Origin of the sequence: Chryseobacterium pyrolae (assembly GCF_025153485.1) — a bacterium.
Classification (GTDB): domain Bacteria; phylum Bacteroidota; class Bacteroidia; order Flavobacteriales; family Weeksellaceae; genus Chryseobacterium; species Chryseobacterium antibioticum.
The window spans coordinates 68,896-89,891 of the sequence record NZ_JANZQH010000004.1; the positions used below are offsets into that span (position 1 = coordinate 68,896).

Consider the following 20,996-nt stretch of genomic DNA (forward strand, 5'->3'; position numbering starts at 1 on the left):
AATGCTTTCGCACTATGAAATTATTTACTGTTCATTAATGATATTGATTATTTTTTCCTGCTCGGTTTCTGCCAGTTCAAAATAGAATGGCAGCCTTAAAAGGCATTCTTCAAAATGATCAGAGTTGGGAAGTTCTCTGCTATTATGTTTTTGAGTATAGAACTCACTTTTGTGTAAAGAAAGGTAGTGAAATACTGCCAGAATACTATTTTCTTTTAGTTTTTTAATAAGCTCTGTCCTGGAACTCAAATCTTTGCAAACAATGTAAAACATGTGCGCATTATTGGTTGCAAATTCGGGAATGACCGGCAGTGAGAAGTTTTTGTTATCCTTTAGTCCTTCATAATAGCGGTTCCAAATTGCCCGTCTTTTTTTTTGTATATCATCTATATTTTCAAGTTGTGCCCAAAGAAAAGCGGAGATAATTTCACTCGGAAGGAAGGATGATCCCGTATCTACCCATCCATACTTATTAATTTCACCGCGGAAAAACATGGAGCGGTTGGTTCCTTTTTCCCAAATAATTTCTGCTCTGTTAATAAAGCGTTCATCATTAATTGTCAACATTCCGCCCTCTCCTGAAATAATATTTTTGGTTTCATGAAAGGAGAATGCTCCCAGATGACCGATACTGCCTAATGCTTTTTTTGTTCCGTCTCTGAAGGTATAATAACTGTCAATTGCCTGAGCAGCATCTTCAATGACGATAAGATTGTGTTTTTTAGCGATTTCAAGGATTTTTTCCATATCACAGGCAATTCCTGCGTAATGAACCACAACGATCGCTTTGGTTTTATCCGTGATTAAATTTTCAATTGTATCAGCATCAATATTAGGATTGTCAGGATAGGAGTCTGCGAAAATAATCTTTGCGTTCTGTCTTACAAAAGCCAGCGCTGATGATACAAAAGTATAACTCGGAACGATAATTTCATCTCCCGACTGGATGTCCGCCAGAATAGCACACATCTCCAGAGCATCTGTACAGGAAGTAGTGAGCAAAACCTTTTTGAAGCCGTACTTTTCTTCAAAGAATGTATGGCATTTTTGTGTAAATATACCGTTCCCTGAAATTTTTCCGGTGGCTACAGCTTCTTCTATATATTTTGTTTCTTTTCCGGTAAGATAAGGTTTGTTAAAGGGAATCATTTTTCCAATAGTGTTTTATAATTAATTCATCTTTTATGGTATAGCCTTGCTTCTTATAAAAAGAACAGGCCTGGATGTTTTCTTTTTGAGTAGGAATTTCCAGATGCGTTATTCCATTTTTAACGCAAAAGTCTTCCACTTTATTTAATAATTTTTTACCGAATCCCTGCCCCTGAAAATTGGGATGTGTGGCAATTAATCCAATTTTCCCTAGACTGTCATATTGTTGAAGGGTTACAAAGCCTATTGCCTTTCCGTCTTCTTCAATATAAAAGGTTTTTAAAGCAAATTTTTTGTTGAGACTATTGATCACCCACATATTATAGAGCTCTCTGAATTTTACTTCGCCAAATTTTTCATCAAGTAAAAATCTGCTTTTTTTTCCGCTTTCGTAAGCTAGGCTCTTGAAATAATCTACTTCTTTTTCATCGGTATCGGTGTCTCTTATCGCCCCGAAATCCGTATGATGGAGCGGGTTTAATGTTTTTATAAAATTAACCTTTGTCTCTGTAAAATACAATTGATATCCTTTTAAACTGAAATCAAACGCTGAAGGTTGTTTTACGACAATCAGGTCATAATCTTCAGAGTTTATATTCTCTTCTTTATCAATAGTGATGTCTCCAATTTTTTTTCTGAAAAAATCGCTGTCCCACTGTAAAAAATTAATTTTCATAAGCTTCATCAATTATAAAGACAGGTCTGTTTTTTGTTTGGTTAAAAGTCTTTCCGAGGTAAATGCCTACGACCCCAATACAGCTGATGACCACACCGGATAGAAACCAAATGGATAATATGAGTGAACTGAAACCTGGTTCAGTGATTTTTCCTTCAAAATAACGGATTGTAAAAAAAGCGGCAACTAAAACAGATAAAAAGGAAATGGCAGCACCAAAGCCTACAAAAATTTTCAAAGGCTTATCTGAAAAAGATATAATCACATTGAAAGCAAGTGAAATGAGCCTTGAAAGACTGTATGAAGATTTTCCGTCTTCTCTGGAACTGTGTTCTACGGAAACATTTGTTGAGTTAAATCCCACCCAGTTGGCGAACAATGGAAAGAATTTGATATTGTCATTAATATTTAAGACAGACTGAATAACCTTTCTGTGGTACATTCCAAAATTAGCGACCTCATTATTAATTTCAATTCCGGCAAGATAATTAAAAACCTTGTAAAACATTTTAGAGCTCCATCTTTTAAAGAAAGAATCTATTCTGATTTCTCTCCTTGCTAGAACGGTATCATAGCCTTCAAGAGCCTTATGATACAGTTTCTCGATTTCTTTGGGCTGATCCTGTAAATCGCAGTCCATTACGACTATCCATTCACCTTTGGCTTTGCTTAAGCCAGCCATGATAGCAGGATGCTGACCAAAGTTTCGGCTTAATCTGTAAATTTTAAGATGTTTATTTTTTTCAGCGAGACTTTTCATGACTTCCCACGAATTGTCCGGACTTCTGTCATCAACAAGAATGATTTCATAGTCCACACCCATCTTTTCAGAGACTTTATTAATTTCGGAAACTAAAATGGGAAGTATTTTTTCTGCACGATAAACCGGACTAACGATACTAATCATGAATTGTAGGGAATAATAAATTTTTTTTCAAATATATAAATAATCAATTTAGTTTCTTTGAATTATAAAAATAATCCTTTTTTTACTTATAGATTAAGGAAACAGTTTCTTTCTTTTAATATTTTTTCTTTAATTTTCAAGAGTTCAGGTGTGTTTTTGCTTATACTTTTATAACTTTTAAAATGTATTTTAGCCTTGTCAAGATTCCCTGTTAAAGAATTTTTTACAATACTTTGAAGCAATGCTTTTTTTTCCCGCTGCAAAGAATCATGATGATTAGGGTCTAAAATCTTTGTTTCTATACTCAAATCCTTGTATTTGGTGTAATCTATCTTATTCAGAGACTGTTTGCCGTCGTGTACCACTTTGCTGGCGGGAGCAAGAATAATTTTCATTTTGTGGAAGTGAACCCGGTTTACGTATTCATTATCTTCACCATAATGAAAAAAGTAAGGATTGAAACCACCTACTTGTTCTATTGTTTTTTTTGGAAGCAGCCAATGGGCGGCATTAACAAAATCAAGTTCATAATAAGGTTTCAGCGACTGAAAATAGAGATCAGAGATCAGCCTTGTTTTCTCACAGTTGTAGGCAATGTATTTGTCTAAAAATATGTCAAGTTTCTTTTCTGTCCCGTCTATATGCACGGGACTCATAATCCCAATTTCAGCTGTATTGGGATGAGAATGGTATACTTCCAGTAATTTTTCAAGACTTTCTTCATACAGCCAGGCATCCTGATTCATCAGATAAAAGAAATCAGCTCCTTCTTTGTAGGCTTTTTCTATGCCGAGGTTATTGGCTTTTCCGAAGCCTAAATTTTCTTGAGACTGAATAAAATCTACCTCCGGAAAATGGGTTTTTATATATTCTTGTGTACCATCTGTAGAGCAATTATCAATGACAATACAGTTAACAGGAACTGAGGATTGTCTTAAACTTGTAAAACATCTTTCAGCCCATTTCATGGCGTTATAAGTGACAATTATAAAATAAATTTTAGGCATTTAAATATATTTATCAGTTAAAATCTTCAAATATTCCTCGGGTTTTACTCCTGCAAAAAACGTGTTGGTAGTATCGTCAAAATTTACCTTGTAAAAGTCTCCTTCTTCAGACTTTTCGTACTGAGCATCCTTTTGCAATTTGTTTTCAATTGCTTCTGTAATTTCCTTTAAATTGTAATAATAAGGATAAGCGAAATTAATTGTTTCATTTTTTATATTCATGCAGTTTGAGACTAGGAAACGTCCAATATCATCAATGTCTAATAACAATCTTCTGGCTTTACTGTGAATGACAAACTTATGATTGTTCATAATCTGATTTTTCAGATAATTAAACAACGTATTTGGATTTCCTCCGTTACCTACAATATTACCGATTCTTAGGATGAGGTAGCTTTCAGAGTTATTTTTTATATAATCTTCAATTTTTAATTTATGTAAAACATAATGGCTTTCCTGCTTTGACTGATCATTCACACTAAGCGTGGAAAAATAAATCAGTTTGGCATTTTTATTATTTTCTAAAGTGCTTCTTAGCAGAGAAAATTCTCTTTCGAATTCTGAACTTCTGGTTTCAAGGGAATTAGAAACACCGGATGCGAAAAATAAATTATTTTCCGAATTGATGTCTTTTAAAGAATTTGCGATAAGTCCAGTTCCTATAATCATTTATTTTTGTTTTAAAACTTATACAAAACTGCTGTTTTGTTTTTTAATGTCGTATTTCTGTTTAATGGTATGTCTGCTCCACTTTATGGCTAAATATAATTTAACCGGACTAAGAGAAAATTTGGATAAAACATTATAAAAAAAATACCCTGTACTTGCCTTAAAAAAATCAAATTTAGAGATTACATTAGAGTAAGACATCAATGTAAAATAAAAATAAGTTTTTAGTTTGAAAGAGCTGTAATCCGGATTATATTTTTTGACAAAAGGAATAATTGCAAAGTCTTTTTTCATGACATCAGACGTTACATTTTTTGAAATACTACCACTGAATTGTCGGTAAGTACTCATCTTCTCAGGCAATATTTTGATTTTGCCATAGCACCCGGCCAATAAATAGAGACATCTGTCTGCAGAGATAATATCGGTAGGAAAATCTTCTTTTAAAATATCTTTTCTGAAAAAGAAAGTAGAAGTCTGACATATTTTTAAATCTGTCAAATCATCTTTTGATAATTCATCTCCCGGATGGTCTGAAAAACTGTGACTGGGAGTAGGCGTATCTTCATACACAACTTTAGAATCGGTTCCCGTAGCTGAAAAATTGGGGTGTTTTTCTAAAAAATCAAATTGTTTCTGGAGTTTAGAAGAATCTATCCAAAGGTCATCACCGTCTAAGATCGCAATATATTTTCCAGATGCTTTCGAAAAGGAGAATAGTGTGTTTTTTACATATCCTAAATTCGGAATATTTTTAAAATACTTAATTCTATTTCCTTGAGGATGGTGATTAATCATTTTATTAATCACTGCTTCTGTATTATCCGGAGAATTGTCGTTGCATATAATAATTTCGTAATCACCGCCGAATTCCTGCGCGAAAATGCTATTGAGGCATTCCTCAATATATTTTTCGTGTTTATATGTAGTGATACAAATGCTTATGTCCATAACGTTATCAGATTGTAAATATATCAGCTATTTTTAGATCCAAATAGTTGTATCGAACACATTTTGCAATATAGATCTTTTTGTCTATAAACCCCATTGTGTTGAGATAGGCATTTCTATGAGTAATAAACTTTGAATAAAGCTCTGTTTTATTATGATCTTCTTTTGGTGATATTTCTTTAGCTCTTTTTAAAGCATTTAAATACGGATGTACATAATCTTTAAAATATTGTTTGCTTTTTGGAAGTTGTTCAGTATCTTTTTTTTCGACTGCAGACCTTAAACCATATACTTGATTAGAATGCAGCCTGTATGAAGACAGTGATTTAGAAATAAACCCAAGTGCGTTTTTCATGCTCAGTTTTTGAACAATAAAATAATCGTGGGCTACCGGGAAATCCTTAAGGTTATGTTTTGCCAAGGCTTCTCTTTTTATTGCCAAGGCGCACCCCAGAATGAAGCTTCCTTTATTTACTAATGCTGTAAAAAGCTCACCTTCTGAAATTTCTTTATTAACAGTTTCATGCGAAATATTTTTCCAGTTGAGGTATGATGGTTGAGTATTTTCTTCATCCATCAGTTTTAAATCATGAAATACTCCGTCAAATTGAACATTAGCTTCAAAAAAATGTATGGTTTTCTCTATTTTATCTTTTTCCCAAATATCATCTTGATCACTTATGACAATAATTTCATGAGTAGTTAAGATAATTGCTTTTTCGAAATTTTTAATGAATCCTAAATTCGTTTCGTTTCTAAAGACTTTAAAAATATGTGGATAATTTTGTTGATAAGCTGAAAGAATCTCAATAGTTGAATCTGTTGACATATCATCACAAACAACAATCTCATCCGGAGCCGTAGTCTGAGTAAGAATAGAATCCAGCTGTTGAGATAAGTATTTTTCACCATTATAGGTACATAAAGCAACCGATACTTTCATTGTTTAATATAATTAATAGATGTTTTTATAATTACCGTCCAATTTGCCTTTTTCATCCACTTTCCATGAATTTGAGTTGGAAGAAGTATTGATGTAAAACTTTTGCTCATCACTAAGATTATTTATATCCAGATACCATCCACCATGTGTGCATGTGAAATCAGCGGCCATCCGAATGGCATTCATGAATATTCTTTTACTCGTATCAGGGATATAATTAGGAGTATAAAGCGCAAAAGTAGTGTCAATATCAGCAAAAAACATGTCTTTTTCTGCTTCTTTCTGCCAAAACTGGGATTCCCAGTTAAGAACATTTCTTTTCAATGGATAACTTTCAGGAATATCATCCAGCCGAAGAGCAAATCCTATTTTTGTAATTCTACCTGAATATTTAAATAGCTTATTAATAAGAATTCTCATAAATTTCTCAGGCAGTTGATCATTAGGGATGATATCCGCATCTGTAACGATATAATATCCCTTTGAATATTTTTTTTGTAAAACTGGGCTTTTAAAAAACACTAAATGTCCTGCATTTTCTTTCTGATACTCGATTGTGATTTTGTCTTTTATTTCTTTATAATATTCTAATAATGGGGGATAGGTAGATTGATTATCTATCACTATAATGTTTTTAAAACCTCTTTTGAGATAAAAATCTATCTGCTGTTTTAAATAAAACAACTGGTTGTAGTTAATTATAATAATCGGAATTTTCTTAGGTTCAAAATATTGGGATCTAAGAACAGGATTGTTCATCAAGCTTTTGATAAAACTTATATATTTTCTGATTCCTTTTGTGTTTTCTTTTAAGTAGTTTTTTAATTTTAAAATGAAAATGAGCATTGGTATAATGTAAACTTTCATATTAAAAGGTACATTTTTTAAAAAACGATTAGCCTGATAACCATTTTTCTGGATAATATTATTGAATATTTTTCTATTCTTTTCAAATAAAAGTTCCTTATTCACTCTGTTTTGATAAGATGTAGAGTTCGGACTGTAATGGTTTTGATGAAGAATAATTTCAGAATCAACAAAGGTAATTTTCATTCCTTTTCTTTTTACCCTCCAAACGAAATCATTATCATCAAAAGCAATTCCCAATGAGAGCAATTCGCTAAAGCCACCTAAACTATCCAAATCTTTTTTGGTAATAGCAGTACAAAAGTGATAGGCTTCCGGTCTGTGAGTAGAATGATTATACCATCCTGCGTCGCCATCTTTTGTTACAATGTGGTCGTTCTCCTGAATGTTTTGTTTAATTCTTTCAGGAGCTTTAATGATTTCATTCAGGTTGTCTGTTACTTCTTTATCAAGAGAAAAGCAAGCAAAGCTGAGATAAATATTATCTTTAAGATTTTTATCTGTGTATTCTAGAATATTTCCCAAATGAAAACATTCAGGATTTTGAAGGATTATTTGATCACCTTTTGCTGCATTAAAACCAATATTGAAAGGTATACATGAGTTTTGATACCATTTTTTATCAGGATCAAGTCGGATTACTTTTAGAAAAGGATATTTCAGCGTTAAATCTTCTAACCGTTCTTCCTCTTTACTTCCGTCATCCACAGCGATTACTTCAAAATTTCCCTGGTAATTTTGAAGTTTAATACTTTCCAGTGTTCTTTTGAAAAGTTCTTTACGGTTATAATATGCTGTAACGATAGAAATCATTATAAAGTGTCTTTAATCAGTGTTTTATCTCTGTGTTTTATTATTTTATTACCCAGATTTATAAATGGTTTTTCCAAATATCTTTCAAGAATTAATGCTACAGGATAACAGGTAACAATTGTTAAAATCAAATACAAAAGCATATTTTGTAATTTTTCTGTAGGATCTAATAAATAGAAAGCCAGAATAAAATGAATAATATATATTGAGTATGATACCATCCCTATTTTTTGAAAAATAATATTATTTATAAATGTTTTTTCTAAAATCTTAATAAGTCCACAAAATGATATTCCTGAAAGAAGAGGAACAAAGATAAATGATTTGATTTTCCAGAAATAAAAAGATATAACTGTAAAGGCTATAAAAATGAAAATGGCATTTAATAAACTTATCTTTTTATTATAATTATAATAAAGAATCCCAATTATAAAAACAGGAAGCTGAACAAGAATATTAAAATATAAAAAAGAATTATTTGTGATATTAATTTTAAAAAAAAGAAATAAAAAATAACATATAAATATAATAAAAATCGATTTTATCATTAAGTAACCAGAAAATAGGAACTTATGTAAAAACGGGAAAACTGTATAAAATAACATTTCAGTACCTATAGACCACCCTCCCGGAACAATTGAATTGTTTGCAGAAGGAATAAGTCCATGTAGGAATACGATATTTGCTAATATATTTTTTGGAGTATAACTATTGCTATCTTTAAAATAAGAATTTAAAAAATAATACAATATTATTCCTAAGTAATAGATTGGAAATATTCTAAAAAAACGTCTTATATAAAAATTTGTAGTTGCATGGTTTTCAGTTTTTCTACTATCATGGGAAATGCAAAGAGTAAATGCAGAAGCAATAAAAAACAATTGTACACCCATTTGTCCGTAATCGAAAAACAGTTTCATTGTATCAGATTTGAAATGATATATTTGTGAAATATGTACTGAAATTACCATTAATATGGCAATCCCTCTGGCTGAATTTATAAAACCGAATTTCATAAAATTATCACATTAAGATTATTTCTTTTCAGCATTCCAATCACTTTGCAATCCTATTTTACCAGGTCGTATGATTCCGAACTGTTGCAGGTATGAGTTTTCATTTTCTTCTAATTCAAAATTGATGAAAAAATTAGGCATATAATGAATAACCTGATTACTCAATGGAGAATAAATGGCAAAAGTTGCAACATAATAACCTTGTGTAAGCATCCCCTTTGGTAATTTACACTGTAATTTCCATTCTCCTTTCTCACTTTTAATATACCTTTGGCTAGTATAATCGGAAGTCCAATAGATTAATTCATCATGCTGATCTTTGATGTCAATGGTAATATAAGCATCCTCCACAGGAGTTCTAGTAGTGAGATCAAATTCAAATATTAGATCATCGTCAGTAAAAAGTATGTGGTGGTCGTTTGGTTTTGCCAGTTTTACTCTATTTATTTGCATTTTAGCATCAATTGCCGATGGGTAATTAATTTCAAAATTTTTCTCACCACTTCTGAACTCCAGATCATATCGGTTTAAAACATTTTCCATATTATCCTGACAAACGATACTTCCTTGCTTTAAAAGTATCCCTTTTTGACAAAGTCTTCTTACGGCAGCCATATTATGACTTACAAATAATACGGTTCTTCCTTCTCCCTTTGTAACATCACCCATCTTTCCCAAGCATTTTTTCTGGAAATCAGCATCACCAACAGCCAATACTTCATCCACAATAAGGATTTCGGATTCTAAATGGGCTGCTACGGCAAACGCAAGACGGACATACATTCCCGATGAATATCTTTTTACAGGCGTATCAATATACCTTTCAACCCCTGAGAAAGCCACAATTTCATCGAATTTTCTTGTGATTTCCTTTCGGGTCATTCCCAAAATAGCACCATTTAGATATACATTTTCTCTTCCTGTCATTTCTGGATGAAAACCTGTTCCTACTTCTAATAATGATGCAATTCTACCTTTGGTATAAATTTTTCCGGTAGTAGGCTTTGTTACTTTACTTAATAATTTTAATAAAGTAGATTTTCCTGCTCCGTTTTTTCCAATGATTCCTACGGCATCTCCCTGTGTGATTTCAAAATCAATATCACGAAGAGACCATACATATTCAGAAGTTCCTTTGGTTGTTCTGTCATTAGCTTCGCCAATTTTGAGATATGGATCTTCTTTTCCTCGAATGGTATACCACAATCTATTTAAATCGTGAGAAAGAGTTCCTGTTCCGACTTGTCCCAAGCGGTATTGTTTTGATATATTTTCTGCCTTTAAAGCTAGCATATTTTAAATTTTATTTTAATAACTTATACAGTATCCATAAAGGTTTTTTCAACCCTATTGAAGACGACTACTCCTATGGCCAAAAGAATAAGAATAATGATCGTACTAATCCCTAACATTATAGGAGAAAAATCTCCAACACCTAACCATGCATATTTGAAACATTCGAAAATACCGGTTAAGGGATTGTAATAAGATAGTTTTTTAAAAATTCCCGGAAGTGAGGATGCCGGAAAAATAACCGGTGTGGCATACATGTATAAGCTTACCCCAAACCCAAGCAACATGCTTAAATCTTTATATTTTGTAGTAAGAGAAGAAAATATCATCCCTGCTCCTAAGGCAAACAGAGCCATAAGAAATATGAGAAAAGGAGTAGCCAGAATCCAGATGTTAGGATGAACTTCTCCTTTATATAAGTAGTAGCCCCAACCAATAATAAAAAGAAGAAGCTGAACTCCGAAACGCATCAAATTGGAAATTACAACTGAAAGGGGAGTTACAAGTCTCGGAAAATAAACTTTACCAAAAATTGAGGCATTTCCTGAGAATGTATAGGAGGTTCCCAACAATGAGCCTGAAAAATAATTCCAAAGCGTAACGCCTGCAAGATAAAATAAAATGGGGGGTGCGCCATCTGTAGGTAATTTAGCAATTTTACTAAATACAACAAGATATACAATAGTTGTTAAAATGGGATTAATAAAAAACCAGATAGGACCTAAAATAGTTTGTTTAAAGCTTGATATGAAATCTCTTTTTACAAACATATAAATCAAGTCTTTATATTTCCATACTTCCTTTAATTTTAAATCAAATAAAGTATGATCGGCATCAATCGTTTCTGTCCACTTCTGCTGTGGTTCATTCATTTGTGTAAGTTTTTGCAAATTTAAAATATTTAATTCTTATTCAATTTTTTTAATTAGTGAATATTTATTCACATAATCCTGAAAACAACAACTAATATATTACTATTTGTTATTATCAACAAAGAACTATTAGCCATAAAACTAATAGTTCTTGAAATTTACAATAAGAATCTTATTTTTTCACTAATTGTTTAAAATATTCACTGTAACTGCTTCTTTACCTGAAGCAGGTGTTGAATCTGCTTACAGTAATTTTTGTTTAACCTAAAACTCGTTGACTGCTTTAATGATCGCCTGAATTTCTTCTTCTTCCAAAACAGAAGAAATAGGAAGACTCAGTACCTCATCATGCATTTTTTCCGTAATAGGAAATGAAAGGTCACTATATTCTTTATAGGCTTCCTGCTTATGAGGTGGAATAGGATAGTGGATGATAGTCTGGATTCCTTTTTCTGTTAAATAAGCCTGGAACTCATCCCTTTTTTCTGTTCTTACCACAAAAACATGCCATACATGTTCATTTTCATCAGCCGGATTTTCAGGAAGGATGATCTTGGGATTATTGATTTCAGAGATCAATCTTTTAGCAATTTTTCTTCTGGTCCCGTTCTCGTGCCCAATGTATTTAAGCTTTACGTCTAAAACGGCAGCCTGAATTTCATCCAGTCTTGAATTTAAGCCTTTATAAATGTTTACATATTTCTGGTTTGAGCCATAATTGGCTATTGCCCGGATGGTGTCGAACAATTCTTTGTCATTGGTAGTTACTGCTCCTGCATCGCCTAAAGCCCCTAAATTTTTGCCAGGATAGAAACTGAAACCGGCTGCGTCACCAAGATTACCCGATTTTATACCGTTCCATTCTGCTCCAATAGCCTGTGCATTATCTTCTACGATCTTTAGCTGATGTTTTTGGGCAATATTTTTAAGTTCTTCAGAAAAAACAATTCTTCCCTGAAGGTGAACAACAAGAATAGCTTTCGTTTTTGCACTTATTTTTTCTTCAATTTTTGAAATGTCAATATTATAGGTATTGGCATCAGGCTCTACAAATACTGGAACCAGTCCATTATCAGATAAAGCCAGAACTGAAGCAATATAGGTATTGGCTGGCACAAGAACTTCGTCTCCGGCTTTCATTATCCCTAATTCAATATAAGCGCGGAAAATCAAGCGTAGGGCATCAAGGCCGTTCGCTACGCCTAAAGCATATTCTGAACCGATATATGATGCCAGATTGGTTTCAAAGCTTTTGACTTCGCTTCCTAAAAGGTACCAACCGCTTCTGAAAACACTTAAAAGTTTGTTTTCAATTTCTTCCTGATGTTGTAAATTGACCTTTTGAAGATCAAGAAATTTTATCATAATACTTTATTTTAACGCTGATTTATTTTTTTCTTAAGCAAACTGCTCCCCATGAATACCCTACTCCAAAACCTACCAGCATGATGTTTTTTAAATCTCTTGTTGTAAGTGAATTTTTAAACGCAATGGGAATCGTAGATGATACGGTATTACCATAATCCAGCATGTCTATAACGAAATTTTCCTGCGGAATATTAATTCTTTTTCTTAAAAAATCAAGCATAAAGGTATTGGCCTGATGGAAGATAAAAGTATCAATGTCACTTTTTTCAAATCCATTGATTTTTAAATTTTCCTGAACCAGACCTGGAATTGCTTTTGAGGTGAAATCAAAAATTTTCGGACCGTTCATGTGAAGATAATTGTCTTTGTCTTCTGCGTCTTCTGTTTTTTTGTTTCTTACCGCACCGTTTTTAACGATTAAATTTTTGGCACCTTCTCCATCTGTTCCTACAGAAAATTTTAAAATTTCAAAATCTCCATCATTGGAAATAAGTGTTGCCGTTGCGGCATCTCCGAAAAGACTTATATTTCCCTTGTCATCCTCATGAATGTGTTTTGAATAGGTTTCTGCCGTTATCAAAACTACATTGTTCATCATTTTAGCATCAATAAGAGCATTGGCAAGAGATAACCCGTAAATATATCCCGAGCATCCCTGATTGATATCTATAGCCCCACAACTGGTCTTTAAACCAGCTTGAGCCTGCACGATACAGGCTGTTGCAGGAAGGAAGTAATCTGGACTTTGTGTACATACGATCAGATAATCTATGGAAGACTTGTCGATTTTGTGTTCATCAATCAGCTTATTAAGAGCTTTCACCGCAATATCTGAAGTAAACTCATCATCACCGGTAATATTTCTGTTTCTGATCCCTATCTTATCTAGGATTTTATCACTGTCCCAGTTCGGAAATTTTTTTGAAATCTCCTCATTGGAAATTGTTTTCTCCGGAATATAGGTTGAAATATGTTGTATAAAAGCCATTATTTACTGTTTATTTTTTATTCTCAATAATGAAGGAGTAAAGCTCATTGATATTTTTGAACGATGTAATCTTTTCAGGGTCAATATCAAGGCCGTAATTGTCCTCAATCATTACATTTACTGCCATGGCCGTAAGAGAATCCCAATAACTCTCTTTATTGTATTCTGTTTCCAGACCTATGGGGGTATCCGGGTTTTCTAACTCCAACTGGAAATTTCTGATAAATTCATTAACTGACATATGATTATACTTTAAATTTTAAAAATATTTGGTAAATAGATGATTAAAGTTTTTTAATATAATAATGGTTATCTGATCAGTTTGAGCTGAAATAGTTTTTAATGATGAGTGTCTTGGGTTTAAATTAATTATTGTTTTTTCTCAGCAACAAAAGCATAAAGCTCGTTGATGTCTTTGAACGAAGTAATCTTTTCAGGCTCCATATCAACGCCATATTCATCTTCGATCATTACTTTTATCACCATTGCAGTAAGAGAATCCCAGTAACTTTCTTTATTGTAAGCTGTTTCAGGTTCTACTATTGTATCTGTATTTTCCAGTTGCGCCTGGAAATTTTTAATAAATTCGTTTATTGACATAGTTTTATATTTTGAATTTTTTGAGAATATTTGGAAGTATTGTATTAAAAGTGTCCTTTTTTAGCAGGTAATAATTATTTTCATCGTCGCTTCTGATCAGCTCGGGTTGGAAAAGTTTATGATAACTGTTCACGGAAGTGTTCTGCTTTCTTACCTCAAACTGAAGCGTGTCAAATCCTAATTCATTCAGAACGTAATTTTTCACCGCAATATCAACTTTGATGGAATTCTTAATGTTTGAATACTCAGGTTTAGAGACCCAGCTTCCTATTTCAGGCAGTCCGGAATCTATTTTGTAAACCCTGTATGTTGCGTACTCTTCATTGTTTTCATCAAATGCGATGAAATAAAACTCCTTTTTCTGTTGCTCACGTTCTTTATAGCCTAAGATCCATTCTTTCTGAGCGTTGACATCCGGGGAAGTTTTTGAAATAAACCTTGACTTTTTTTCATTATTCCTGATGGATACTATAAATGCAGCGTCATCAGTCTCAACAAATCTTAATTTAATTCCTTTATATTCGATTACCATCTTCTGTTATTTATTTTTTTGTGCTACCTCTTTAAAACTTTCATAATCTCTGAAGTAGTCATCTTCGTCATAGATTTCCGAAGCCAGACACAACAGTACGGCATTATGTGAAAACTGAATATCTCTCCATACCAGTTTGGGAATATACAGCCCTTTGGTAGGATGATCTAAAGTAAAAGTCTCCTTGTTGCCATCCTTATCTTCCGTATTAAAAATAATGGTTCCGGAAACAGCAAATATCATTTGCTGCAGTGCTTTATGGGCATGTCCGCCTCTCGTTACATCATGAGGTGTATAATAAGTCCAGTAGACACGTTGGATCTCAAAAGGAACATTCTTCTGTGTCTCCGCTATAGTAATATAGCCCAGTTGTGATGATCCTATTTTATCGAATGTAATGATTTGTGGTTTATTGTATTCCATTAATGTTTCTAAATAGTTCTTTAAAGTTCCCAAAGTTAATTATAAAATTACTATCGGAAAGAAGCCTGTTATTATTATATAGCTATACATAAAAATCTACCTCGGACTATAAGATAGTGTTAGAAGGGGCTAGACTAAAAAAAACTACTGGCTATAAAGCCAATAGTTGCTGAGATTTATAATAATATAACTATACTATTATTTTCTAACGAGTTGCTTAAGATATTCACCGTAACCGCTTTTACCGTATTTTTCAGCGGTTTCAAGTAATTTTTCTTCGTTGATGAATTTATTTCTGAAGGCAATTTCTTCTATACACCCGATTTTGAACCCCTGTCTTTTTTCAATAACGCTTACAAATTCAGAAGCATCATTCAGAGAGTCAAAAGTTCCTGTGTCGAGCCAGGCGGTACCTCTGTCCAGAACACCTACTTCTAGTTTTCCTTTACTTAAATAAACATTGTTGACATCAGTGATTTCAAGTTCTCCTCTTGCAGAAGGCTGAATGTTTTTTGCGATTTCTACAACTTCATTATCGTAAAAATATAAGCCGGGAACTGCATAGTTTGATTTTGGATTTAATGGCTTCTCTTCAATGGAAACAGCTTTAAAATCATCATCAAATTCGACAACACCATATCTTTCCGGGTCAGAAACGTGGTAGGCGAAAACTACCCCACCATCCGGATTGGTTTTGTTTTTCAGCAATGTGCCCATTTCAGAGCCGTAGAAGATATTGTCTCCTAATACTAATGCAACAGGATCATTTCCGATAAATGTATCCCCCAGAATAAAAGCCTGTGCCAGTCCGTCTGGGCTTGGCTGTACCACATACTCTATGTTACATCCGATCTGAGATCCATCACCCAAAAGTTTGATAAACCCTGGCTGGTCATGAGGCGTTGTGATGATCAGTATATCTTTGATCCCTGCCAAAAGCAGCGTTGAAAGAGGGTAGTAGATCATCGGTTTGTCATAAACAGGCATCAGTTGCTTGCTTACGGCGATTGTAAGAGGGTAAAGTCTTGTTCCGGATCCTCCGGCCAATATGATTCCTTTCATCGGTTATTTTTTTATGTTTTGTATTGTGTGATCGATCTGGTTTCTGATATTTAGATCAATGGTGGGATTCATTAAAAGAATAGAATTGTTTTGTGATAACTTGCCCCCTATATTTTTGTGAAACTGAACCAGTTCTTTCAAATGTTCTTCTGAAATAAAAGAAAAAGAACTGTACAATGAAGTTTTAAAACCATCAAAATCAAAGTTTCTGATAATAGAGCGGGCCTGTTCTTTGGTAAGTAATTCCTTTGGTGGGTCTACGTTGTAGTCGAACATCTTAAGTTCAATATACCCTTTGACGTAATTCTTGAGCGCTTCTTCATAATGGGAAACTTCTATAAATTCATCGATGAGGCTTTTTTGAGCCAGATTAGCCGCCGCTGGAGGCGGAGGAAGTGTCTGAGCTCCTGCCAGAGAAAAGAATACTATAGAAAGCAACAGAAGAAAGTGCTTCATGATCATCTTAATTATATTGATTTTCGTAATATTTCTGGTAGTCACCGCTGGTTACATTCTCCAGCCATTCCTTGTTTTCCAGGTACCAGTCAATGGTTTTTCCTAAACCTTCCTCAAAAGTCACAGACGGCTTCCATCCTAAATTTTTGTTCAGTTTGTCTGCATCGATAGCATAGCGTTTGTCATGTCCGGGTCTGTCTTTCACGAATGTGATCAGTTTTTCAGAATAGCCTTCCGGTTTTCCAAGTTTCGCATCCATTTGCTTGATCAATTCTTTTACAAGATCAATATTCTGCCATTCGTTGAAACCTCCGATATTGTAAGTTTCTCCGGTTTTTGCTTCATTGAATATCTGATGAATAGCTCTGGCATGGTCTATAACGTATAGCCAGTCTCTCGTATACTTTCCGTCACCATAAATAGGCAATGGTCTTTCATTAATAATATTTGAGATACAAAGAGGGATCAGTTTTTCAGGAAAGTGATTCGGGCCATAGTTGTTTGAGCAGTTAGATACAATGAATGGCATTCCGTACGTATTTCCGTATGCTCTTACCAAATGGTCAGAAGCTGCTTTTGAAGCGGAATACGGAGACTGTGGGTCGTAAGCAGTGGTTTCTAAAAAGAATCCGGTTTCACCAAGACTTCCATAAACTTCGTCTGTAGAAACGTGGTAAAATAGATTTTTTCTTTTTTCGTCCGGAAATCTTCCATGGGTATGATCAGGATTCATTGTCCAGAATTCCTTACATAAATTAAGGAGATTGGCTGTTCCGTTTACATTCGTATTGATGAAAGCCATGGGATCTGTAATGCTTCTGTCTACGTGACTTTCTGCTGCCAGATGGACAATTGCGTCCGGATTGTATTTTTCAAAAACCTTTCTTAGTTCTTCAGGTTTTGTAATGTCGGCTTTTTCGAAAACATAATTAGGTTCATTTTCAATGTCCTTCAGGTTTTCTAAATTTCCTGCATAAGTAAGGGCGTCTAGATTAATGATCGTAGCATCCGGATTATTTTTCACGAATTCTCTAACGACATGAGAGCCTATAAATCCTGCTCCTCCGGTAATAATTATATTTCTCATCTATTTATTTTCTATGGTCTTTCTTCCTATACTTTTATAATGGAATCCGTTTTGTTCAGGGATTTCCAGTGGATACATATTTCTTCCGTCAAAAATGACTTTGTTTTTCATTTTCTTGGCCATAAGCTCAAAATTAGGATTTTTAAACTCAGGCCATTCTGTAGCGATGAACAATGCATCTGCATCTTCGAGTGCATCATACATTCCTTTCGCGTACTGTATTTTGTCTCCAAGAAGCTTCTGTACATTACTTTCTGCTACCGCATCATACGCAGCAATTTCTGCGCCCTTTTCTAATAAAAGAGCAATGTTGTCCAAAGAAGATGCTTCGCGGATATCGTCTGTGTTGGCTTTAAATGCCAGTCCCCACATCGCGATTTTCTTTCCTCTGATGTTTCCTCCGAAATATTTCTCAATTTCTGAAACCAAAATTACTTTCTGAGTCGTATTGACTCTTTCTGTGGCTTCAAGAATCTGGAAATTGAAATCTTCCTGTATTCCGGATTTAATAAGGGCTTTAACATCTTTAGGAAAACAGCTTCCGCCATATCCAATTCCCGGGAAAAGAAATCTGTGGCCAATTCTGTCATCACTTCCCATTCCCAGTCTTACTTTATCAACGTCTGCTCCTACTTTTTCGCAGTAATTGGCGATCTCGTTCATGAACGTGATCTTTACAGCTAAGAACGAATTGGCAGCGTATTTTGTAAGTTCCGATGATTTCTCATCCATAAAGATGATCGGAATTCCTGTATTGGTAAATGGCTGGTAAATTTGAGCCATGATATTTTTGGCTTTTTCAGAGCTTGCGCCCACCACAACTCTTGAAGGATTCATGGAATCTTCCACAGCAAAACCCTCTCTTAAGAATTCAGGGTTTGAAACTACATCAAATGGAATATTAGTTTTAGCAGCAATTACTTCTCTCACTCTGTCTGCGGTTCCTACCGGAACGGTGCTTTTATTAACGATGACCTTATATTCGGTCATCATTTCTCCAATGTTATTGGCTACCTGAATGACATATGAAAGATCTGCAGAGCCATCCTCACCCGGGGGTGTTGGCAGTGCCAGATAAATGACTTCGCTTTTGTCCAAAGCCTCTTTAAGGTCGGTTGTGAAAAATAATCTTTCAGATTGAATGTTTCTTAAAAACATTTCTTCAAGGTTCGGCTCATAGATGGGAACAATACCGTTTTTCAAACCTTCTACTTTCTTTTCATCAATATCAACACAGTATACTGAATTGCCAAGTTCTGCCAGGGTAGTACCTGTAACCAGCCCTACATAACCTGTTCCTACAATTGTTATATTCAAAATGTATGTTTTTAAATTTTAGCACAAAAATAATAAAAATACTTTCACATACTTCTTTAATTTGCCTTAATGAAAATTTTAATGTATTTAGTTGATAACTAACTAGATTTTGCTTTTTTAGAAAAAATGCGTATATTTGCAGAGGATTTACAGGAAAAAATGAAAAGGCTTCGGAAGAAAGCCTTTTTTCGTACTGGTAAATCAAGATAATTAATGTATGGAGTTTAGAAAAAGAATTGAAGAATTATTAAACGAATTCCTTGAGACTAGAGAGGATTTGTTTCTTGTTGATCTAAAGATTTCTGCAGGAGATGATATCACGGTAATTTTAGACGGTGATAATGGGGTGACTCTTCAGGACTGCCTAGATGCAAGCCGCGCTATAGAGTTTAATATGGATCGTGAAGAGCATGACTTCAGCCTTCAGGTAATGTCTGCAGGATTGAGCGAGCCACTATCGGCTCCCAGACAGTTCAAGAAAAATTTCGGAAGAGAGATTGAAGTAATGCTGAATGATTCTTCCAAGATTGAAGGCGAGTTGGCCAAAGTGGATGATGAAAAGATCACACTTATTTTACGCTACCGAAAACCGAAAGATATCGGAAAAGGGAAAGTGGATGTGGAGGAGGAAAAAGAAATTCCTTACTCTGAGATAAAAAAGGCGTTAGTAGTAATTAAATTTTAAAAGAAAAAAGAATAGATGGATAATATAGCGTTGATTGAATCCTTTGGTGATTTTAAAGACGAAAAGGGGATCAGTAAGATTGATCTTATGGCGATTATTGAAGATTCACTGAAGACTCTTTTGAGAAAAAGATTTGATTCAGATGATCATTTTGATGTAATTGTGAATCCTGATAAAGGAGATTTTCAGATATTTTTAAATAAAACGATTGTAGAGGACGAGATGTCCGAAGATGATGATCTGGAAATTGAACTTTCTGAAGCTAAGAAGATTGACCCTACTTTTGAAGTAGGTGAAGATTTTACGATGGAAATTCCTGTGGCCCAATTGGGAAGAAGAAATATCCTTACTTTAAAGCAGATCCTGGCGACAAAACTTCAGGAGCATAATAATGCAATGCTTTATGAGCAGTTCAGAGATAAAATCGGGGAAATTGTTATTGGAGAAATTCACCACATCCGTCACAAACATGTGATCTTATTGGATGATGAGGAGAACGAATTCATTTTGCCAAAAGAAAACCAGATTCCGTCCGACTTCTTTAAAAAGGGTGAAAATATCAGAGCTATTGTTGAAACAGTAGATTTTAAAGGTTCAAAACCGCAAATTATTATTTCCAGAACTGCACCTAAATTCCTAGAGAAATTATTAGAGCTGGAAATTCCTGAGATCCAGGACGGAACCATTATGCTTAAAAAAGTAGTGAGAATTCCTGGTGAGAAGGCGAAGATCGCAGTAGATGCTTACGATGACAGAATAGATCCTGTAGGTGCCTGTGTGGGGGTGAAAGGATCAAGAATTCATGGTGTGGTAAGAGAGTTGAGAAATGAAAACATCGATGTTATTCAGTGGTCTAAAAACCCTGAAATTTTGGTAAAGAGAGCTTTAGGAAATGTTACCATCAACAAAATTGATATCAACGAGGATTCAAACTATGCTTTAGTTTATACGCCGGTTGAAGAGATTTCTAAAGTAATTGGAAAACAAGGGCAGAATATCAGACTGGCTTCTTGGTTGACAGGATATGAAATTGATGTATTTAGAGAAGCTAGCGAGGATGACGATGTTGATTTGAGAGAATTTAATGACGATATCGAGCAGTGGATTTTGGATGAATTTAAGAAAGTAGGTCTTACTACTGCGAAATCAGTATTGGATAAGGATACTGAAAGTCTTTTAAATATGGTAGATCTTGAAGAGGAAACTATCGAAGATGTAAAGCGTATTCTAAAAGAAGAATTTGAAGATTAAGATTTTTAATAAATTTTAATAAACAGTAAAAAAGAAATACTTTAATTTTAAGAATTAAAAAAAA

23 protein-coding genes are annotated in these 20,996 nt (G+C 33.9%); 2 read left to right on the top strand and 21 right to left on the bottom strand.

Translation table 11 applies throughout. The annotated features are described in order from the left end of the window. Positions 1 to 24: 24 nt before the first annotated feature. The 21 genes from rffA to NZD88_RS10080 form a co-directional block, all read right to left on the bottom strand. Complete coding sequence (rffA, locus tag NZD88_RS09980) at positions 25 to 1,149, bottom strand: dTDP-4-amino-4,6-dideoxygalactose transaminase (RefSeq protein WP_259829020.1); 1,125 nt, start codon at positions 1,147 to 1,149, stop codon at positions 25 to 27. Then, on the bottom strand, positions 1,136 to 1,825 hold the full coding sequence (locus NZD88_RS09985; RefSeq protein WP_259829021.1) for a GNAT family N-acetyltransferase: 690 nt from the start codon (positions 1,823 to 1,825) through the stop codon (positions 1,136 to 1,138). The genes rffA and NZD88_RS09985 overlap by 14 nt, the downstream gene beginning before the upstream one ends. Then, entirely contained in the window at positions 1,815 to 2,732 is a 918-nt protein-coding gene (locus NZD88_RS09990; protein ID WP_259829022.1) for a glycosyltransferase family 2 protein, read from the bottom strand. Before NZD88_RS09990 ends, NZD88_RS09985 begins: the two co-directional genes overlap by 11 nt. An 86-nt stretch (positions 2,733 to 2,818) precedes the next feature. Further along, on the bottom strand, positions 2,819 to 3,739 hold the full coding sequence (locus NZD88_RS09995) for a glycosyltransferase family 2 protein (RefSeq protein WP_259829023.1): 921 nt from the start codon (positions 3,737 to 3,739) through the stop codon (positions 2,819 to 2,821). After that, positions 3,740 to 4,408: an NAD-dependent epimerase/dehydratase family protein gene (locus tag NZD88_RS10000; protein ID WP_259829024.1), complete on the bottom strand. Its 669-nt coding sequence runs from the start codon at positions 4,406 to 4,408 to the stop codon at positions 3,740 to 3,742. It abuts the gene before it with no gap. A gap of 18 nt (positions 4,409 to 4,426) precedes the next feature. Beyond that, positions 4,427 to 5,359 carry a glycosyltransferase family 2 protein gene (locus tag NZD88_RS10005; protein WP_259829026.1) on the bottom strand — a complete coding sequence of 311 codons (933 nt, stop codon included), beginning with the start codon at positions 5,357 to 5,359 and terminating at the stop codon, positions 4,427 to 4,429. 7 nt (positions 5,360 to 5,366) lie between these two features. Then, positions 5,367 to 6,302, bottom strand: coding sequence for a glycosyltransferase (locus tag NZD88_RS10010; RefSeq protein ID WP_259829027.1), 936 nt, complete (start codon positions 6,300 to 6,302; stop codon positions 5,367 to 5,369). Positions 6,303 to 6,314: 12 nt separating this feature from the next. After that, a complete protein-coding gene (locus NZD88_RS10015; protein ID WP_259829028.1) occupies positions 6,315 to 7,982 on the bottom strand; it encodes a glycosyltransferase family 2 protein in 1,668 nt (555 codons plus the stop codon). Continuing rightward, positions 7,982 to 8,998 carry an acyltransferase family protein gene (locus NZD88_RS10020; RefSeq protein WP_259829029.1) on the bottom strand — a complete coding sequence of 339 codons (1,017 nt, stop codon included), beginning with the start codon at positions 8,996 to 8,998 and terminating at the stop codon, positions 7,982 to 7,984. Before NZD88_RS10020 ends, NZD88_RS10015 begins: the two co-directional genes overlap by 1 nt. Positions 8,999 to 9,016: 18 nt before the next feature. Next, complete coding sequence (locus NZD88_RS10025) at positions 9,017 to 10,291, bottom strand: ABC transporter ATP-binding protein (RefSeq protein ID WP_259829030.1); 1,275 nt, start codon at positions 10,289 to 10,291, stop codon at positions 9,017 to 9,019. 23 nt (positions 10,292 to 10,314) lie between these two features. Continuing rightward, positions 10,315 to 11,163, bottom strand: a complete 849-nt coding sequence (locus tag NZD88_RS10030) for an ABC transporter permease (protein ID WP_259829031.1) — start codon at positions 11,161 to 11,163, stop codon at positions 10,315 to 10,317. A 264-nt stretch (positions 11,164 to 11,427) separates the two neighbouring features. Next, on the bottom strand, positions 11,428 to 12,528 hold the full coding sequence (locus NZD88_RS10035; protein ID WP_259829032.1) for a DegT/DnrJ/EryC1/StrS family aminotransferase: 1,101 nt from the start codon (positions 12,526 to 12,528) through the stop codon (positions 11,428 to 11,430). A 22-nt stretch (positions 12,529 to 12,550) separates the two neighbouring features. Continuing rightward, positions 12,551 to 13,519: a ketoacyl-ACP synthase III gene (locus NZD88_RS10040; protein ID WP_259829033.1), complete on the bottom strand. Its 969-nt coding sequence runs from the start codon at positions 13,517 to 13,519 to the stop codon at positions 12,551 to 12,553. Positions 13,520 to 13,529: 10 nt separating this feature from the next. Next, positions 13,530 to 13,760 (bottom strand): acyl carrier protein, encoded by a 231-nt coding sequence (locus NZD88_RS10045; RefSeq protein WP_259829034.1) that lies wholly within the window; start codon positions 13,758 to 13,760, stop codon positions 13,530 to 13,532. Between the two features lie 128 nt (positions 13,761 to 13,888). Then, entirely contained in the window at positions 13,889 to 14,119 is a 231-nt protein-coding gene (locus tag NZD88_RS10050; protein WP_259829035.1) for an acyl carrier protein, read from the bottom strand. A gap of 4 nt (positions 14,120 to 14,123) precedes the next feature. Next, a complete protein-coding gene (locus tag NZD88_RS10055) occupies positions 14,124 to 14,651 on the bottom strand; it encodes a GNAT family N-acetyltransferase (RefSeq protein WP_259829036.1) in 528 nt (175 codons plus the stop codon). Positions 14,652 to 14,657: 6 nt separating this feature from the next. Continuing rightward, positions 14,658 to 15,074, bottom strand: coding sequence for a sugar 3,4-ketoisomerase (locus tag NZD88_RS10060; RefSeq protein WP_259829037.1), 417 nt, complete (start codon positions 15,072 to 15,074; stop codon positions 14,658 to 14,660). Positions 15,075 to 15,272: 198 nt separating this feature from the next. Next, a complete protein-coding gene (gene rfbA / locus NZD88_RS10065; RefSeq protein WP_169233948.1) occupies positions 15,273 to 16,136 on the bottom strand; it encodes a glucose-1-phosphate thymidylyltransferase RfbA in 864 nt (287 codons plus the stop codon). Positions 16,137 to 16,139: 3 nt separating this feature from the next. Then, complete coding sequence (locus NZD88_RS10070) at positions 16,140 to 16,592, bottom strand: hypothetical protein (RefSeq protein ID WP_259829038.1); 453 nt, start codon at positions 16,590 to 16,592, stop codon at positions 16,140 to 16,142. Positions 16,593 to 16,599: 7 nt separating this feature from the next. Then, positions 16,600 to 17,679, bottom strand: a complete 1,080-nt coding sequence (rfbB, locus tag NZD88_RS10075; protein WP_259829039.1) for a dTDP-glucose 4,6-dehydratase — start codon at positions 17,677 to 17,679, stop codon at positions 16,600 to 16,602. Continuing rightward, positions 17,680 to 18,996: a UDP-glucose dehydrogenase family protein gene (locus NZD88_RS10080; RefSeq protein ID WP_259829040.1), complete on the bottom strand. Its 1,317-nt coding sequence runs from the start codon at positions 18,994 to 18,996 to the stop codon at positions 17,680 to 17,682. A gap of 217 nt (positions 18,997 to 19,213) precedes the next feature. Here NZD88_RS10080 and rimP point away from each other — a divergent pair, with 217 nt between their 5' ends. After that, a complete protein-coding gene (rimP, locus tag NZD88_RS10085; RefSeq protein WP_259829041.1) occupies positions 19,214 to 19,681 on the top strand; it encodes a ribosome assembly cofactor RimP in 468 nt (155 codons plus the stop codon). Positions 19,682 to 19,696: 15 nt separating this feature from the next. After that, positions 19,697 to 20,932: a transcription termination factor NusA gene (nusA, locus tag NZD88_RS10090; RefSeq protein ID WP_169233953.1), complete on the top strand. Its 1,236-nt coding sequence runs from the start codon at positions 19,697 to 19,699 to the stop codon at positions 20,930 to 20,932. Positions 20,933 to 20,996: the final 64 nt, after the last annotated feature.

Coding starts and splice junctions, on each gene's coding strand:
- NZD88_RS09985 (WP_259829021.1), bottom strand. CDS start 1,825: ATGAAAATTAATTTTTTACAGTGGGACAGCGATTTTTTCAGAAAAAAA.
- NZD88_RS10000 (WP_259829024.1), bottom strand. CDS start 4,408: ATGATTATAGGAACTGGACTTATCGCAAATTCTTTAAAAGACATCAAT.
- nusA (WP_169233953.1), top strand. CDS start 19,697: ATGGATAATATAGCGTTGATTGAATCCTTTGGTGATTTTAAAGACGAA.
- rfbA (WP_169233948.1), bottom strand. CDS start 16,136: ATGAAAGGAATCATATTGGCCGGAGGATCCGGAACAAGACTTTACCCT.
- NZD88_RS10060 (WP_259829037.1), bottom strand. CDS start 15,074: ATGGAATACAATAAACCACAAATCATTACATTCGATAAAATAGGATCA.
- NZD88_RS10070 (WP_259829038.1), bottom strand. CDS start 16,592: ATGAAGCACTTTCTTCTGTTGCTTTCTATAGTATTCTTTTCTCTGGCA.
- NZD88_RS10045 (WP_259829034.1), bottom strand. CDS start 13,760: ATGTCAGTTAATGAATTTATCAGAAATTTCCAGTTGGAGTTAGAAAAC.
- NZD88_RS10015 (WP_259829028.1), bottom strand. CDS start 7,982: ATGATTTCTATCGTTACAGCATATTATAACCGTAAAGAACTTTTCAAA.
- NZD88_RS10050 (WP_259829035.1), bottom strand. CDS start 14,119: ATGTCAATAAACGAATTTATTAAAAATTTCCAGGCGCAACTGGAAAAT.
- NZD88_RS10025 (WP_259829030.1), bottom strand. CDS start 10,291: ATGCTAGCTTTAAAGGCAGAAAATATATCAAAACAATACCGCTTGGGA.
- NZD88_RS10010 (WP_259829027.1), bottom strand. CDS start 6,302: ATGAAAGTATCGGTTGCTTTATGTACCTATAATGGTGAAAAATACTTA.
- rimP (WP_259829041.1), top strand. CDS start 19,214: ATGGAGTTTAGAAAAAGAATTGAAGAATTATTAAACGAATTCCTTGAG.
- rffA (WP_259829020.1), bottom strand. CDS start 1,149: ATGATTCCCTTTAACAAACCTTATCTTACCGGAAAAGAAACAAAATAT.
- NZD88_RS10035 (WP_259829032.1), bottom strand. CDS start 12,528: ATGATAAAATTTCTTGATCTTCAAAAGGTCAATTTACAACATCAGGAA.
- NZD88_RS10055 (WP_259829036.1), bottom strand. CDS start 14,651: ATGGTAATCGAATATAAAGGAATTAAATTAAGATTTGTTGAGACTGAT.
- NZD88_RS09990 (WP_259829022.1), bottom strand. CDS start 2,732: ATGATTAGTATCGTTAGTCCGGTTTATCGTGCAGAAAAAATACTTCCC.
- NZD88_RS10005 (WP_259829026.1), bottom strand. CDS start 5,359: ATGGACATAAGCATTTGTATCACTACATATAAACACGAAAAATATATT.
- NZD88_RS10040 (WP_259829033.1), bottom strand. CDS start 13,519: ATGGCTTTTATACAACATATTTCAACCTATATTCCGGAGAAAACAATT.
- rfbB (WP_259829039.1), bottom strand. CDS start 17,679: ATGAGAAATATAATTATTACCGGAGGAGCAGGATTTATAGGCTCTCAT.
- NZD88_RS10030 (WP_259829031.1), bottom strand. CDS start 11,163: ATGAATGAACCACAGCAGAAGTGGACAGAAACGATTGATGCCGATCAT.
- NZD88_RS09995 (WP_259829023.1), bottom strand. CDS start 3,739: ATGCCTAAAATTTATTTTATAATTGTCACTTATAACGCCATGAAATGG.
- NZD88_RS10020 (WP_259829029.1), bottom strand. CDS start 8,998: ATGAAATTCGGTTTTATAAATTCAGCCAGAGGGATTGCCATATTAATG.